Below are 15352 nucleotides of genomic sequence, written 5' to 3' on the forward strand. Positions count from 1 at the left end.
GGATCAGAACGTCAGATTGACCGACATGGTGAAGCTGTCCAGATCACGCGGGTTGGTGATCGGCGGGCCGCGGAACACGTTGGAGGTGCTGCCGTTGAACTTGTCGAACCGGAACCAGCCCGCCGACAGACGCAGGTTGGCGATCGTGGTGTAGGTGCCTTCCTTGCCGAACGGGGTCCAGTACAGAAGGATCAGGTTGCTGGTGGTATCCGGAATGCCCACCGGCGAATAACGCGCCGCATCGAACGAGCCGGTGTTGATCATGTGCGCGGCCAGCACGCCGTAGGTCTGCTTGAACGCGTAGTTCATGCTGATGGTCTGATCGCGCACGTTGCCGCGCTCCAGCGCGGGCATCGTCGGGTCGGCCGACATCAGCGGGGTGCCGTATTTGCGGCGCTCGTAGATGTTGACGTAGGCCAGCGACATCACATGCTCGCGGGTGCCCAGGAACTGATAGGTCAGGTCGTAGCCGAAGTCGGTGAGGTCGTCGCTGGGCCCGTTGCGCGGACGCTGGCGGCGCGTGTTGAGCGCAGTCAGGCCGACCGAGAAGAACTGCCGCTTCATGTCCTTCATATATGCAAGACGCGCATAGCTGGTATCGCTGAGCTTGCCCGGGTCGCCGTTGATCGGCCAGCCGAGGCGATCCTGCGCAGACGGCGACAACGCGCTGTAGCTGCCCACTTCGCCGTACCAGTTGCGATCGTACAACCCGTACACGCTGGCACCGATGACGCGGTTGGACAGCGACGAGGAGCTGAGCATGGTGGACGCGCCGCCGTTGGAGGCCGGCGTCAGGGTGGAGGCATTGGGCAACACATGGATCGGATCGGAGATGCCCGGATTGTTGTTGACGCTGACGCCGATCATGGTGTCCTTGCCGGCCATCTGGAACGGCTTGCTGACAAAGCGCAGATCCACATCGTCCAGGCGCGTATCGAAGGTGGCGTTGCCGCTGTTGTTGGAGCGGATCTTGGAGTAGCCGCCGATGTTGTCGTTGACGCGGCCGGCCAGATACAGATCGGCCTGGGTCAGGCGTGCGGTGCTGTCGCCACGGCTGGGATTGCTGCGCGCCCAGGTGAGCTGACCGGACACCGGAATCTTGGTGCCTTCGCCATTGGTATCGGTGAAACCGCCCAGCTTGAAGCGCATGCCGTAGGGCGTCAGCGACGGACCATAGGAGCCGATATGGCAATCCGCGCACGAAGAACCGGTCTGCCGGGCGAACGAGGGGATCGCCTGTGCCTGCGTGCTGGCCAGCAGCAACAACGGGCCGGACACGCATAACAAGGACGTCAGGGAAGCGGTGCGCGATGCGCTGGCGCGGCGCGGAGCAGGCTGGGAGATAGGCATGGAAAGTCCTTGTTCGACGGTGCGGGGTTCAGCGGAGAGAGAGCGGACGAGGGCGAGGGAGGTGCGGCGACTCATGCGCGCTTGCCCGGCAGCACGCGGTACAGCAGGCCATCGCGCAGCACCAGGTGATGCCAGAGCGCAGCGCCGATATGCAGGGTCACTAATGCCAGCAACGCCCAGGCGGCATTCAAATGCCACACGCCCAGGGTGTCGCCCAGATCCGGGTCTGCCTCGATGAGATTCGGCAGCGCCAGCCCGAACAGATAAACCGTCTTGCCGAACGCGTTGCTCAGCGACCAGCCGATCAGCGGCAGCGCAAGCATCAGCCCGTACATCGCCAGATGGGTGCCGCCTGCGGCCAGGCGCGTGATCAAGGATGCGGGCGGGCCGGGTGGCAGCGTGCGCAAACGCAGCCGCAGGCCGACGCGCAACACGAACAACAGCAGCACCATCAGGCCGAAATGGCGGTGGCCTTCGAGCAGCCATTGACGCAATGCGCGTCCATCGAGCTCGGCGCGCAGCAGAATCAGGCTGGCCGCCATCACCAGGCACAGCACGGTGAGCCAGTGCAGCACCCGCATCGGTTTGGGTAAAGGCGTCACGCCCGCCGTAGGCGCCGCCTGTGTCGAGGAGGGCCGCGCTGTGGCGCTGCCGGTGGCTGCCGTGTCGGGCGCCTGGGGGGATGGATGCATCTGGTTGGTGTCCTCACCGGTGGTGGTCGTTGGTTCCGGCAGTGCGTGCTGCGCTGCCAGGCCTGGCTCCCCACGCCGGCCGGAACTGCGGCCAGGTGAACGTGCACCGATATGTGCGGAGCTACCGATGAAAGGTTGCGTCGCCACAACGAATTTTTATCGTTCCGGAATGCGCTCGAAGGCGAAGCTGCGCTTGCGCGTACGTGGCTTCGCAGGGTCGTGACGTCGCGCAACCTTTCGCGCATCCCGGCGCACTCAGGCATGTCGCACTACGTGCAGTCAGCGCTTACGCCCCGGATCATGGCCTTCGAACCCATCCAGTTGCATACCCACGGCGACGATCGTGGCCTGCTCATTTCATTGGAGCAGCAGCGCAATGTCCCGTTCGAGATACGCCGCGTGTATTACCTGTTCGGTACCCGCAGCGGCGTCCACCGCGGCCAGCACGCGCATCGCCAGCTCAATCAGCTGGCGGTGGCCCTGCATGGCTCGGTGACGATCCTGCTGGACGAAGGCAAGGGCGACGGCCCGACCGAGGTGACCTTGAACGATCCCTCGCAAGGCCTGCTGCTGGGTCGCATGGTGTGGCGCGACCTGCACCATTTCAGCCCCGACTGCGTGCTGATGGTGCTGGCCGACCAGCTCTACGACCCCGGCGATTACATCCTGGATTACGACGAATTTCTGGGCGAAGTGCGTGGGGAACAGGAACAAGCGCGTGGGGAACAGGGACAGTTGAGTGCACACGCCAGCATTGTCGCGGGCAGGATCGCACTGCTGGGAGCGCAGTCGTAAATGGTCGGCTTGATGGATGTGCCTTTCCTGGATTTACGCGCGGTCAACGCACGTTACGCGGATGAACTCAAAGCCGCTGCCGCGCGGGTGATCGATGCTGGCTGGTATGTGCTCGGCCAGGAGCTGGCTGCGTTCGAAGAGGAGTTCGCCAGTTACTGCGGCGCGGCGCATGCGGTCGGGGTGGGTAATGGGCTGGACGCGTTGTCGCTGATCCTGCGCGGCTACCGCGAGCTGGGCGTGCTACGCGAGGGCGATGAAATCATCGTGCCGGCCAATACCTTCATCGCGACGTTTCTGGCGATCAGCCAGAACCATCTGGTGCTGGTGCCGGTGGAGCCGGACCCGGTCACCTTCAATATGGACACGGCGAGTGTGGAAAAGGCGATCGGGCCACGCACCCGCGCCATCATGGCGGTGCACTTGTACGGTCAGCTGGCTGACATGGCGGCGCTGCAGACGCTGACGCATCGCTACGGGTTACTGCTGATAGAAGATGCAGCGCAAGCGCATGGTGCAACGGTGCAGGGCAAGCGCGCAGGTGCTTTCGGCGATGCCGCCGCGTTCAGTTTCTTTCCGACGAAAAATCTTGGTGCGTTGGGCGATGGCGGCGCAGTCGTGACTTCCGATACGCGATTGGCCGAGCGTATCCGCGCGCTGCGCAATTACGGCTCGGAGGTGAAGTACCACCATCTCTACCAGGGTGTGAACTCGCGCTTGGACGAGCTGCAGGCCGCCTTGCTGCGCGTCAAGTTGGGCTATCTGGATGAAGAGATCGCGCTGCGGCGCGCAGTGGCGCGGCGTTACCTGCAAGGCATCGACAACCCCTTGATCGTCTTGCCGACAGTGGTCTCCGACGAACAGCATGTCTGGCATCTATTCGTGGTGCGCAGCCCACAGCGCGATGCCTTGCAGGCGCATCTGTTGCGCCATGGCATCCACACCCAGATTCATTATCCGGTGCCGCCACATCGGCAGCCGGCCTACGCAACGCTCGGTGATGCCTGTTTGCCGGTGAGTGAGCGCCTGCACGCCGAAGTGCTGAGTTTGCCGATGGGCCCCGCGCTGGATGCAGCGTCGGTAGAACGCGTGATCGCCGCCTGCCAATCGTTCGGTGCAGGTGCATGAATCTGGTGCGCAGCAGCGCCTACACCGGCGTCGCGACGCTGGCAAAGTTGCTCGCTGCGCTGGTGGTGGTCAAGTTGGTGGCCGTCTACGCCGGGCCGCAGGGCGTGGGGCGACTCGGCCAGTTTCTCAATGTGATGTCGGTGCTGGCGGTGTTGGCGGGTGGTGGCATCAGCGCCGGTATCGTCAAATACGTTGCCGAGTACCGCGACGACCCGCCGGCGCAGGCGCGCTTGCTCAGCGCGGCGTTGTGGTACGCGTTCTGTGCGTCTTGCGTGCTGGCGGTGCTGGCGGTGGCGTTCAGCGGGTTGCTTGCCGAGCGGCTGTTGGGCGATGGCAGCTACCAACCGCTGATTTGCGTGCTGGCAGTCGCGCAGTTGGGCATCGCGCTGGTCAATTACATTCTTGCGGTGATCAACGGTTTCATGGATGTGCGCCGCCTTGCCATCGTGCAGGTGAGCGGCGCGGTAATCAGCGTTGCGCTGGTTACGTGGCTGTCCAGCATGGCGCAGCTGCAGGGTGCATTGCTCGCACTGGTGCTGGGGCAGGTGGTGTGGCTGTTGGCGGGGGTGCCGGCGCTGCGGCGCAGCCCATATTTTCGGCGCGAGATGTTGCGCCCGCGCTTCGATGCCGTCATGACACGTAGGCTGGCGGCCTTTTCGGTGATGACGCTCACGTCCACCTTGGTGCCGCAGCTGGTAATCATTCTGGTGCGCAACCATCTTGTTGCCCGGTTTGGGTGGGAGCAGGTGGGCTACTGGCAGGCAGTGAGCCGGGTGTCGGATGCCTACCTGCTGTTTTTCACTACCGCCATCAATGTGTATTACTTGCCCAAGTTGGCCTCACTGCATGCGCGTGCCGCATTGGGGCGCGAGCTGCGCGCTGCTTATCGTTACGTCATGCCGCCGGTGATCACGATGGCGTTGGGTGTGTATGTCTGCCGCGATTGGGTGACCTGGCTGTTATTCGACCCGCAGTTTGCTGCGGCCAGAGAGCTGTACGGCCCGCAGCTGGTGGGCGATGTGGTCAAAATCGCCGCCTTCGTGTTGTCGTATGTGATGTTGGCCAAGGCCATGACGCGCTTGTTCGTGGTGTCCGAATGCGTGTTTGCCGCCAGCTATCTGGGCTTGGTGTACCTGTTTACCGGGTACTTCGGGCTGATCGGTGCGATGTACGCCTTCGTCGCCAACTACGTGCTGTATCTGCTGTTCAATATCGTGGTGGTACGGCGCTATCTGGTGCAGCCGGCATGAACGATCGTACGCAACCGGCAGGGCGCGCGCGCTGGCCGTTGGTGTCGGTTTTGATCCCCGCGTTCAACCATGAGCGTTTCGTCCAGCGTTGCCTGGACAGCGTGTTGGAGGACCCATACCCGTGCAAGGAGATCGTCATCATCGACGATGGCTCCAGCGATGCTACCGGCGAAAAGATCGCCCAGTGGATCGCCGCTCACGGGCATCGGCTGCCGGTGCAGTTCGTGCAGCGCGCGAATCGCGGTGTGACAGCGACGCTGAATGAGGCTGCGCGATGTGCGCGGGGTGACTATCTGCGCATCGTTGCAAGTGACGACTATCTGATTCGAGACGGTCTCGGCAGGCAGGTCGCTTATCTTGAGGAAAATCTCCGTAAATCCGCTGTCATCGGCGATGCGATCGTTGTCGATGCGGAGGGCAGGCAATTGCACCAAAGTGCGATGCGTGACCTTCACTTGGCTAACAAGAAATTGTACGGATCCGATGCAGGGATCCGTCGAGCTGTTATCAGCGAATGGGCGGTGAGTGGCGCCGTCATGATGCTCAGGCGTAGCGCCTTCGATAAAGGGATGACGTGGGATGAGACGCTCAGGATCGAGGATTGGGATTTCTTTCTTCGATTGGTTGCCGGCGATCATCTAGGGTTTATTGACGTCGCCGTGTGTGCATATCGGTTGCATGAGACCAATGTGAGTAAGACGCGAGATGTCGAGAGGCGATTGGAAAATCTGAGTGAGTTTGCAAGGGTTGCAGCGCGCAGCTGTGATCTATTCACAGGTGTCGAGTCGTGGATGCTGCGTGCCAAGTTGAGTTTGATACACGCAAAGATCTCTTTTCTGCGAAGAAGATACCCCTCCGTCCTTTGGCACCTCGCGGCACATTCGGTCAGGAACTTCATTGCTCTGTGCAGTTCGAAGACAGGGGTGTTGGGGTGACCATCACGGTTGGATCGTTGATGCGGAGGCCTTACACGTACTTGGCTATCCCCATCGTCATCAGCTGTTTCATCACAGCTGTCACTTACGAACTTCCACGTGGATACTCGCAAGGACTCGTCTGGCTACTTGCGGCGGCGATGGGCGTGTTCGTTCTGGACTTGGTGGTTGGAACCAAGTTACCGAGCTTCGAACGTTTCCGTCGCCATCGCTACGCCGGCACCCGCGATGCGTTTCTTGCGATGACGCTGGTAACCGTGGTCACGGTGTTCTGCATTGTCGACGTGGTGGTGTTTCCGATTCCCTTATTCAGCGATCCATCGTCGTATGCCACCTTGAGCCCGTTGCGCTCGCACGTGCGGCATATCTCCAACATGTGCTGGATCCTGCCGCCGATTGCGCTGCTCTGCGTACGCCATCGCGGCCTGCGCGCGGCAATGGTGACGTTTGGATTTGTGTTCCCGATTGTGGTGATCGACCGCAATCGCATCTTTGCCGGCCTGTTCTCGTTCGTGCTGGTGATGGTGCTGCGGCGTGACCCGGCGCGCACGTTGCCGTGGAAGACCATCGGTGTGCTGGTGCTGGCAGGTGGTGGCGTGTTTTCGGTGCTCGGTGCCTTGCGTTCTGGCTCGCTGGCGACCGTGGCATTGCCGTTCAGCGCGTTCTACCGTGCCATGCCGCAAGGCGTGCAGTGGCTGCTGCTATACATCAGCGCCGGGCCGTACAACTTTGGCGCCATCCTGGCCAAGGGCTACGAAAACGCCGGTTTTTTGATCAACCAGCTGGTGCCGTTCAGCGGCTCGATTGCCACCGCCGGTACCAGCATTCCACTGGATGCGCCCAACATCAATGTGGGCACGGAGTTCTTTCCGTTTCTGATGGCCTGGGGCGCGCCGGGGGCGTTGCTGGCGCTGTTGGCGTTGTATGCCGGCCTGGTGTGGAGCGTCCGCCGCCTCAATGGCTCGCTATCGATTTTCCACGTGCTGATCTTCTTGCGTATTGCTTACGCCTGCCTGATGTCGCCATTCGCGCCTCAGGCGTTCACCTGGACCAACTTTGGCTTCATTGCGCTGTGTTTGGTGCTGCACGCCTGCACCGTGTTGTTGCCAACCCGCCATGCAGTACCCCCATCTGTCGCGTAAGCGCGGCAACCCACTGTCACGTATCAGAGCCTGCGCACCATGAATCAACACGACGAAATCTATCTGATCGATCTGTGGCGCATCCTGCGACGCGAATGGCGCTGGGTGCTAGCTGCGTTTGTGCTGGTGCTGGGCATGACGTTCGTCTTCCTGCGCGTGGCAAAGCCGCAATGGGACGCCACCGCGTGGATCCAGGTGGGCGAGATCGGCCCCACGCCTGCCGGCCGTGACCCCAAGGTCGAGCCGTTCCAGCGGGTGATCGATCGCATGAAGACGCGGCTGTTTCAGGACGCTGTCCTGCACCAGGCAGGGGTGCCGCTCAAGAGCCGTGCCGCGCAGCTGTATCGCGGTAGCCTGAAGCCGGATCCAGACCCATATGCCAATCTCATCGGTGTGACCATTCGTGCCGAGTCGGCGCAGCAGGCGCGCACGTTGGCGATGGCCACCGTTACTGCATTGCAGAGCTTGCATGGCGATACCAATGCCGCTGCGCTCGCGCTTGCACGTACTCGCCTGCAGGGGCTTGACGAGGATCTGCGCGTTGCCATGCTCAATCGCGAGCAGCTGCAACAGCAACTGCAGGCCGGCACCGCAGCAAGTCCGGCGCAGGTGCTGGCCGGAGTGTTGCTGACCGACAACACCGCCACCATCCGCGCGATCAAGAGCGAGCGCGACGATCTGATCGCGCGGCTGACCGCGCGTTACACCTATCAAACCTCGCTGGCGTGGCCGTTGTATGTGCCCGAGCAGCGGGCGTTTCCGAATGCGGTGATGGTCTGGGCGGTCGGTCTGCTCGGTGGAGCGGGCTTGGGCGTGCTGGTGGCGGTGGTGCGCAATGCCTGGCGTCGCCGCCGTGCTGAAGGCGCTCGTGCCATCGCTTAAGAGCTAACAAACACGACTGCGCGCACCGGCATGCAGGCGCAGCCGCATGGCGGTGCGGCATGGACCATGCGCCCGCTCCGGCGTTGGTTGCGCCTTGCACACTACTCCCAACGTTCTGGCAGCCGCTCCATGACGAGCGCTCGTCGCCGTTAACTGCGCGTGCGTCAAAAGTGGCGGGCCGACCCTTGATAGCACCGTTGGCACGCGCATGCGCGGCACGTCGTGATTGATACGCGCAGCGCTGCCAGCGGGGTTTTGTCACCGCTGGATCTGTCGCTAGTCCATCCAGGCACTGCTCGCGCGCGCTGTCGGACTGCAACCAAACCGACTAGTGCTGGCACTCACGGGTCTATCAAGCGATACCGCGTTGGCGGTGCCGCGTCTGGAGAGTGTCGTGAAATCAGCAGGACGGGTGGGGGAGGCGATGCATGTCAGTGGTCAGTGAGCATGCCGCGCGCGGCGGAACAGTCGCGCCGGAGCAGTTGCTGGAGACGCAGCGCGCGTTCGACAGCGTCGCCCCCGATTACGACGGTCCGCGCGGCAACAACGCGCTGATCCAGCGCATGCGCACCACGCTGTGGGACACGGTGGCTGCCGAGTTGCCGGTCGGCTCGCGCTTGGTGGATCTGGGCTGCGGTACCGGTCTGGATGCAGGCGAGTTCGCGCGCCGCGGCTACCACGTGCTGGCCACCGATTGGTCGCCGGCCATGATCGAGCGCACCCGCCACCGCGCGGTGACGCAGGGTCTGGAGGAGCGTCTGGCGGCTGCGCATGTGGGCATCCAACAGCTCGACCAGCTCGAGGGCACCTTCGACGGCATGTATTCCAACTTCGGCCCGCTCAATTGCGCGCCGGATCTGCCGGCGGTGGCCGCCGAATGCGCGCGTCTGCTGCGTGCTGACGGCTGCCTGGTGTTTTCGGTGATCGGGCGCATCTGCCCGTGGGAAATCGGCCATTACGCTTTGCGCGGGCGCTTCAAGCGCGCGGCGGTGCGTGCGGCCAAGGGCGCAACCGCGGTGGGCATGAACGGCCACACCATCTGGACCTGGTACCACCTGCCGCGCGAGTTCTACCGCGCATTCGAAAAGCACTTCGTGCTGGACAGCTACCGTGCCCTGAGCCTGTTCCTGCCGCCGCCGTATCTGGTGGAGTTTTGCGAGCGCCATCCGCGCCTCTCCGAGCGCCTGGGTCGGCTGGACGACCGTTTCGGTGGGTTGCCGCTGCTGCGCGACATGGGCGATCACTTCCTGATCGTGATGCGCAAACGCTGAGTGGAGATGCCGATGTCCATGGCCGATGTCTGTCTGCAGGGCGCGCGATCGATCACGCTCGCGGGCCCGTCGCGCGCAGCGGTGAACCTGCGCGCGGGGCGCTTCGGTGGCACGCTGGGCACCGGGACCTTGCGTCTGGATCTGCAGGGGCATGTGCTGGCGCCAGGCCTGATCAACGCGCACGAGCACTTGCAGGTGAACTGTGTGCCGCCGCTGCCGCAGGGTGCGCCGTTCGCCAACAGCTACGCATGGATCGAAGCGTTTCAGGCGCACTTTCAACATCCGGAAGTGGCTGCGGCATTGCGCGTGCCCAAAGCGGTGCGCTTGCGCCATGGCGGCCTGAAGAATCTGCTCGCCGGCGTGACCTGCGTGGCGCAGCACGACCCCTGGCATGCCACGCTGGATGAGGTCGATTTTCCGGTCAGCGTGCTGCACGAATTCGGTTGGAGTTATGCATTGGGTTGGACCGGCTACGGCCCACCGGTGCAGGGCAGCTTTGCGGCAACGTCGGCGGCGCACCCGTGGATGATCCATCTGGCCGAAGGCACCGACGCAGTGGCGCGTGCCGAGCTCGACGATCTGGATCGGCTCGGTTGCCTGGCGTCCAACACGGTGCTGATCCACGGCGTTGGCATGGGCGAGCAGGATATCGAGCGGGTGATCGCGCGTGGCGCGGCGGTGGTGTGGTGCCCGTCGAGCAATCTGGCGCTGTTGGGGCGCACGCTCGATCCATGGCGGTTGTGCATGGCCGGGCGGCTGGCGCTGGGCAGCGATTCGCGCGTCAGTGGCGCGCGCGATCTGCTCGAAGAACTGCGGATCGCCGCCCGCAGCGGGCTGGCGCCGGACCTGCTGTTGGGCCTGGCGACCGAGCAATCGGCACGCATTCTGCGCATGCCAACACGTGGACGCATCGCGCCGGGCGCTGCTGCAGATCTGGTGATCGTGCGCGACCGCGGCGGCGAGCCCGCCAGCAGCGTGATCGGCTGCGAACGCAGCGACTTACGTGCGGTGATCCGCGATGGCAAACCACGCATCGCCGATCCGGACTTTGCACCGTGGTTCGACGCCGCCGGCATCCGGACCGTTCCGGTGGTGCTGGATGGACGCCCCAAGTTGCTGGACGCCAGCTTGGCGGACCCGGCCGTGCTGGCGCTCGAACCCGGCTTGCAACGTGTGCAGGACCTGCAGCAAGCGTCGAGCGCAATGGCAGCGATGGGCGTCGCGTCGTGAGCGCGGTTCCGGTACTCGAGCCTGACGCGGCGTATGCATTGTGGGCCCAGGCGTATCCGCCGCACGCGCATAACCCGGTGATGCAGGCCGAAGAGCGCGCAATGCTTGGCTTGATGCCCGCTACCTTGCAGAACCAGCATGTCGTGGATGCCGGCTGCGGCAGCGGCCGCTACATGCTGCATGCGTTACGCCGTGGCGCACGCCAGGTCACTGGTGTCGATCTGTCGCCGCAGATGCTCGCGCGCGCCCAAACCGAACTGTCGCAGCATTGGCCAGCTGCGCGGGTGCAGCTGCAGCAGGGCAGTCTGGACCAGTTGCCGCTTGCCGATGCGGTTGCCGACCTCAGTGTGTGCGGCCTGGTGGTCGGGCATCTGCAGCGGCTGTGGCCGGCGCTGGAAGAACTGCATCGCGTCACCCGCATCGGTGGCATCGTGTTGTGCAGCGACGTGCATCCCATCGGCCATGCATTGGGTTGGCGCCGCGATTTCAAGGCCGATGGCCAGCACTATGCGGTGCGCCACACCCAGCATCTGTACAGCCATTGGCATTCGGCATGCGTGGCCTTGGGCTTCGCGATCGAAGCGGTCGCCGAGCCGATGCTGGACCCAGCCGATATCCCCGCTGGCGCACGCTTCGACCAGGCGGCGCTGCAGGTACCGGTGGCGCTGGTGCTGCGGTTGCGGCGTCTCGCGTGAGCGTCGCGCTGGCGCTGTCCCTCCGCAATACGCGCGGCATAGGCCCTCAGCAGGATCTGCTGTGGTGCTGCGTGGAGGGCGGCGACGTTCACTCCGCACAGCGCGCCAGCCCATCGGCGATCGCACCGTGACACGACATGTCGCACAGCTCAATCTGGTGCCGACGCCCGTCGGCCTGAGCGCCGACCAGGTGTTTGCGCAATGGCCGTCGCTTGCCGACATTGCCGAGGCGGTGGCCAGCGCAGATGTACGCGTTTCGGTGATCCAGGCCTCTGCGTTGAATGCGCGCATCGAACGGCAGGGCGTGGACTATCGCTTTGTCGATCTTGGCTTGCGCGGAAGCGCCGCGCGTGCAACCACGTTGTCGGCGCTCCTGCGCGAGATCGACGCCGACGTGATCCATGTGCACGGCCTGGAATTCGCCGGTGATGCGCGCAGGCTTGCGCGCCTGCTGCCGCATGTGCCGATCCTGCTGCAGGATCATGCCAATCGCCCGCCGCGGTGGTGGAGCAGGGCGGTGTGGCGGGCTCGCTATCGCGCCGCTGCCGGCATCGCGTTTACCTCGTTGGACATGGCACACCCGTTTCTGCGTGCGCGTCTGTTTCAACGCCGCACGCAGCTGTTTGCGATTCCCGAATCCAGCAGCCGCTTTATGTCCGGCGATCGCCTGCTGGCACGCGAGCACACGCAACTGCATGGCGACCCATGTGTGCTATGGGTGGGCCATCTGAGCGCAGCCAAGGACCCGCTGTGCGTGCTCGATGCGGTTGCCATGGCGGCGCGCCTGTTGCCCGGTCTGCGGCTGTGGTGCGTGTTCGACCAGGCGCCCTTGCTGGAACAGGTGCAGCAGCGGCTGCGCGACGATGCGCGTCTGGCGGGGTGCGTGCAGCTGGTGGGCAAGGTCGAGCATGCGCGCGTGCAGACGCTGTTGCAGGCGAGCGATGTCTTCGTGTCCGCCAGCCATGCCGAGAGTTGCGGCTATGCCGCGCTGGAAGCCTATGCCTGCGGCGCCCTGCCGTTATTGACCGATATTCCGGCCTTCCGCGCACTCAGCGATGACGGCGCGGTCGGCGAACTCTGGCCGGTAGGCGATGCCAGCGCATTGTCGGAATTGTTGTTGCGCGTAGCGCGGCAGCGGCCCAGCCGTGCGCAGGTGCGGGCGCACTTCGATGCGCGGCTGTCGTTCGCGGCAGTGGGGCAGCGCTGGGCGCAGGCGTATGCGAGCCTGCTGAAACCATTGCGAGCGCACCCACGATGAAGTTGGCGCTGGTGGTGCCGGGCGGGGTGGATCGCAGTGGCGATGTGCGTGTGATTCCGGTGTTTCTGACCTTGATCGAATGGCTGGCACGCAGCCACGAGGTGCACGTTTTCGTGCTGCATCAGGAACCCTTACCCGATACCTGGATGCTGCGCGGCGCCAAGGTGCACAACATCGGCGCGCGACGCACGCGCCTGCGTGCCATCGGCGCCATTGTCGAAGAACATCGGCGTGCGCCGTTTGCGGTGATCCAGGCAATCTTTTCCGGCTATTGCAGCCTGATCGCGGTGAGTGCGGCAAGGCTGCTGCGACGTCCGAGCGTGGTGCATATCGCCGGCGGTGAGCTGGTCGCGCTGGATGCCATCGGTTATGGCGGCCGGCGGCGGTGGCGCGGACGCCTGCGCGAAGCGGTGATCCTGCGCTTGGCCGATCGTGTTACCGCTGCCAGCGCGCCGATCATTGATTCGTTGCAAGCGCTCGGTATCGGCGCGCAGCGCGTGCCGCTGGGCGTGGATCTGCGTGCCTGGCAGCCCGTTCCACCGCGCCCGCGCGAAGGCGCGGTTGCACGTTTGCTGCACGTGGCCAGCCTCAATCCGGTCAAGGACCAGAGCACCTTGCTGCGCGCGATGGCCGCACTCAAGCGGGCCGGTGTGGCTTTTACGCTGGACATGGTCGGTGTCGACACGCTGGATGGTGCCATGCAGCACCTGGTGCAGCAGCTGGGCCTGCAGGAGCAGGTACGTTTTCTGGGTTTCAAAACGCAGCGCGAGTTGCGCCCGATCATGCTGGCAGCCGATCTGCTGGTGATGTCGTCCCTGCACGAAGCCGGGCCGATGGTGCTGCTGGAAGCGGCCGTGGCCGGTGTTCCGACCGTCGGTACGGCCGTCGGGCATTTAGTGGAATGGGCGCCGATCGCAGCGCTGGCGGTGCCGCCGGGCGATTGGGCGGGCATGGCCGAGGCGATCCGGCAGGTGCTCGGCGATGACGAGCTGCGTCTGCGTCTGGCATGGGCGGCGCAGTGCCGCGCGTTGCGCGAAGACGCGGCCATGACCACGCGTCTGTTCGAGCAGATCTACCGTCAGTTATGCGAGCGCCGGCCGCTTGGCCCAACAAACTAGAGCGACCTTAAAGCCTAGTGCGCAGCTGCCAGGCGGGCAAAGCTGGTACTCGGTGCGGCATTTGGCACGCGTGCACTGCGGTGCTGCGCGCGCCGGCCATATCCACCTGGCGACTGCTCGCCACGTTGTCTTGACCACGCTTGAGGGCGCGATTCAACGACACATCGTGCGCAGCCAGTACGCACGCTGTAGTCCAGCGGCCATGCAGGGTGGCTAAGCACGCAGCATCCACTGATCGCTGCTTTGGTCAGTCAATTTGAACGCGGCGATCAACGCAGCATGCAAGGCCGGAGTGTCGGCGCATGTTCCGCGCCAACGCAGACATCAGACGCGAGCACGGCATTCCACAGGACACCAACGCAGCCTTACGCAGGCTGCAGATATCCATCGAGCGCAGCACGCACCACATACAGCATGTCGGTGCGCGGGACAGGCCGGGTCAGCCTAGTCATCAGACGACGTGCCTGGGTCTGGCGCACCCACGGCTGGCCCTGCAGCCACAACTGCGTCTGCAACATGTCGGCCCGCTCCTTGCGGCTCTCTGCCGACGGCACTACGCGTTGACGCAGATACTGGCGCGCCTCCCGCAGCGAACCCGACCACTCGATGCCGGGTAGTGCAGACAACCACAGGTTCGAGCACGAGGCGGTGGTGAGCGTTTGCCGCGCGGCGCGCATGCGCAGCAGTCGCGGACACTGCGCATGCAGGCGCGCCATCACCGTCGCTGGCACCACTGCGCGGTAGTAGCGCTGCAGCAACAACAATGGCGGCAGTGCCCACCATGGCGAGATGGCCGGGTCTTCCCACAGCTCCTGCCAATCGCGTGGCCCCATGCGTGTGGCCAACAATGCCAGATCGTGCAGATGCATCAGCCGGATGCTGCGATGGCAGATGCCGCCAGCGGCATGCAGCAGCAGGTGACACATCAAGGCGCCGATGGAGGGGTACGAGTTCAGTCCCGGCTGCGCGCGCTCCGGCCAGACCAGCGCGGTGATGTCCACGCTACGCACCGGCAGGCGTTCCTGGATGCGCGTATGCAGCTCGATGTTGATCGGTGCGTCGCGGTGCTCGCCCAGGCCCGCAACGGCATCCCCCTGCAGCGGTTTGAACACCTGGTGCTTCCATTGTTCGAACGACGCCACATAGCTAAGTTCGCACAACAACGCTGCCGCCGCAGCCGCGTCCTCTGGCTGCACCAGCAAGTCGATGTCGGCCATCGGACGATCGCCGGGCAGATACACGCCGAGCCGATGCAAGGCGCTGCCTTTCAGTCCCACCAGCGCAATGCCGGCACTGCGTGCAGCCGCGTCGATCTGCGTCAGCAGCAGCGCAATACGCCGGTGCCGGTCTTCGACATGGCTGCGCTGCTCGCTCAGGAAGGCCGTCCATTCGGCGTTCTGCCACAACGAGCGCCGCTGCAGCAACGGCGACACGCCATGCGCCGCCGCAGCCGCCGCGGCCAGCTGCCACTGCAGCCGGTCCCACTGCGGCGCGTTGTCGCCAGGCTGCGCCAGCTCGTGCGCCAGCTGCTCGGTGGCAGTGTGCAGGCCATGTCTGATGGTGCGAAGCGAAGGCTGCATGCAGGTGATCCGGAGAGTCGAACAGGTTG

General features: G+C 64.3%; 14 protein-coding genes. 11 read left to right on the forward strand and 3 right to left on the reverse strand.

All coding sequences use genetic code 11. The features are described 5' to 3' along the window. Nucleotides 1-3: 3 nt before the first annotated feature. On the reverse strand, nucleotides 4-1350 hold the full coding sequence (locus tag VC212_RS12425; RefSeq protein ID WP_115527578.1) for a cytochrome C: 1347 nt from the start codon (nucleotides 1348-1350) through the stop codon (nucleotides 4-6). 71 nt (nucleotides 1351-1421) lie between these two features. After that, entirely contained in the window at nucleotides 1422-2042 is a 621-nt protein-coding gene (locus tag VC212_RS12430; protein ID WP_323522146.1) for a cytochrome b/b6 domain-containing protein, read from the reverse strand. A gap of 300 nt (nucleotides 2043-2342) precedes the next feature. Between VC212_RS12430 and VC212_RS12435 the strand changes: the two genes are divergently transcribed. The 11 genes from VC212_RS12435 (at nucleotide 2343) to VC212_RS12485 (ending at nucleotide 13743) form a co-directional block, all read left to right on the forward strand. Continuing rightward, a complete protein-coding gene (locus VC212_RS12435) occupies nucleotides 2343-2837 on the forward strand; it encodes an FdtA/QdtA family cupin domain-containing protein (protein WP_323525961.1) in 495 nt (164 codons plus the stop codon). A 12-nt stretch (nucleotides 2838-2849) separates the two neighbouring features. Next, nucleotides 2850-3962, forward strand: coding sequence for a DegT/DnrJ/EryC1/StrS family aminotransferase (locus tag VC212_RS12440; protein ID WP_323525962.1), 1113 nt, complete (start codon nucleotides 2850-2852; stop codon nucleotides 3960-3962). After that, nucleotides 3959-5212 (forward strand): O-antigen translocase, encoded by a 1254-nt coding sequence (locus VC212_RS12445; RefSeq protein ID WP_323525963.1) that lies wholly within the window; start codon nucleotides 3959-3961, stop codon nucleotides 5210-5212. The genes VC212_RS12440 and VC212_RS12445 overlap by 4 nt, the downstream gene beginning before the upstream one ends. Continuing rightward, on the forward strand, nucleotides 5209-6147 hold the full coding sequence (locus VC212_RS12450) for a glycosyltransferase (RefSeq protein WP_323525964.1): 939 nt from the start codon (nucleotides 5209-5211) through the stop codon (nucleotides 6145-6147). Before VC212_RS12445 ends, VC212_RS12450 begins: the two co-directional genes overlap by 4 nt. Nucleotides 6148-6167: 20 nt before the next feature. Further along, nucleotides 6168-7289 carry a hypothetical protein gene (locus VC212_RS12455; protein ID WP_323525965.1) on the forward strand — a complete coding sequence of 374 codons (1122 nt, stop codon included), beginning with the start codon at nucleotides 6168-6170 and terminating at the stop codon, nucleotides 7287-7289. A gap of 39 nt (nucleotides 7290-7328) precedes the next feature. Then, entirely contained in the window at nucleotides 7329-8171 is an 843-nt protein-coding gene (locus VC212_RS12460; RefSeq protein WP_323525966.1) for a Wzz/FepE/Etk N-terminal domain-containing protein, read from the forward strand. A gap of 428 nt (nucleotides 8172-8599) precedes the next feature. Continuing rightward, entirely contained in the window at nucleotides 8600-9442 is an 843-nt protein-coding gene (locus tag VC212_RS12465; protein ID WP_323525967.1) for a class I SAM-dependent methyltransferase, read from the forward strand. Continuing rightward, a complete protein-coding gene (locus VC212_RS12470) occupies nucleotides 9443-10672 on the forward strand; it encodes an amidohydrolase family protein (protein WP_323525968.1) in 1230 nt (409 codons plus the stop codon). It abuts the gene before it with no gap. Next, complete coding sequence (locus VC212_RS12475; protein WP_323525969.1) at nucleotides 10669-11367, forward strand: methyltransferase domain-containing protein; 699 nt, start codon at nucleotides 10669-10671, stop codon at nucleotides 11365-11367. Before VC212_RS12470 ends, VC212_RS12475 begins: the two co-directional genes overlap by 4 nt. Nucleotides 11368-11494: 127 nt before the next feature. Continuing rightward, entirely contained in the window at nucleotides 11495-12625 is a 1131-nt protein-coding gene (locus tag VC212_RS12480) for a glycosyltransferase family 4 protein (RefSeq protein ID WP_323525970.1), read from the forward strand. Beyond that, a complete protein-coding gene (locus VC212_RS12485) occupies nucleotides 12622-13743 on the forward strand; it encodes a glycosyltransferase family 4 protein (RefSeq protein WP_323525971.1) in 1122 nt (373 codons plus the stop codon). The genes VC212_RS12480 and VC212_RS12485 overlap by 4 nt, the downstream gene beginning before the upstream one ends. 365 nt (nucleotides 13744-14108) lie before the next feature. On the opposite strand, the gene VC212_RS12490 is transcribed toward VC212_RS12485, so the two are convergent. Continuing rightward, nucleotides 14109-15323: a nucleotidyltransferase family protein gene (locus VC212_RS12490; protein WP_323525972.1), complete on the reverse strand. Its 1215-nt coding sequence runs from the start codon at nucleotides 15321-15323 to the stop codon at nucleotides 14109-14111. Nucleotides 15324-15352: the final 29 nt, after the last annotated feature.

This window comes from Xanthomonas sp. WHRI 8932A, assembly GCF_035012785.1.
GTDB lineage: Bacteria > Pseudomonadota > Gammaproteobacteria > Xanthomonadales > Xanthomonadaceae > Xanthomonas.

What these genes read in the sequence shown, in the direction of transcription:
- VC212_RS12425 (WP_115527578.1), bottom strand. Translation starts at nt 1,350, where the DNA reads ATGCCTATCTCCCAGCCTGCTCCGCGCCGCGCCAGCGCATCGCGCACC.
- VC212_RS12430 (WP_323522146.1), bottom strand. Translation starts at nt 2,042, where the DNA reads ATGCATCCATCCCCCCAGGCGCCCGACACGGCAGCCACCGGCAGCGCC.
- VC212_RS12435 (WP_323525961.1), top strand. Translation starts at nt 2,343, where the DNA reads ATGGCCTTCGAACCCATCCAGTTGCATACCCACGGCGACGATCGTGGC.
- VC212_RS12440 (WP_323525962.1), top strand. Translation starts at nt 2,850, where the DNA reads ATGGATGTGCCTTTCCTGGATTTACGCGCGGTCAACGCACGTTACGCG.
- VC212_RS12445 (WP_323525963.1), top strand. Translation starts at nt 3,959, where the DNA reads ATGAATCTGGTGCGCAGCAGCGCCTACACCGGCGTCGCGACGCTGGCA.
- VC212_RS12450 (WP_323525964.1), top strand. Translation starts at nt 5,209, where the DNA reads ATGAACGATCGTACGCAACCGGCAGGGCGCGCGCGCTGGCCGTTGGTG.
- VC212_RS12455 (WP_323525965.1), top strand. Translation starts at nt 6,168, where the DNA reads ATGCGGAGGCCTTACACGTACTTGGCTATCCCCATCGTCATCAGCTGT.
- VC212_RS12460 (WP_323525966.1), top strand. Translation starts at nt 7,329, where the DNA reads ATGAATCAACACGACGAAATCTATCTGATCGATCTGTGGCGCATCCTG.
- VC212_RS12465 (WP_323525967.1), top strand. Translation starts at nt 8,600, where the DNA reads ATGTCAGTGGTCAGTGAGCATGCCGCGCGCGGCGGAACAGTCGCGCCG.
- VC212_RS12485 (WP_323525971.1), top strand. Translation starts at nt 12,622, where the DNA reads ATGAAGTTGGCGCTGGTGGTGCCGGGCGGGGTGGATCGCAGTGGCGAT.
- VC212_RS12490 (WP_323525972.1), bottom strand. Translation starts at nt 15,323, where the DNA reads ATGCAGCCTTCGCTTCGCACCATCAGACATGGCCTGCACACTGCCACC.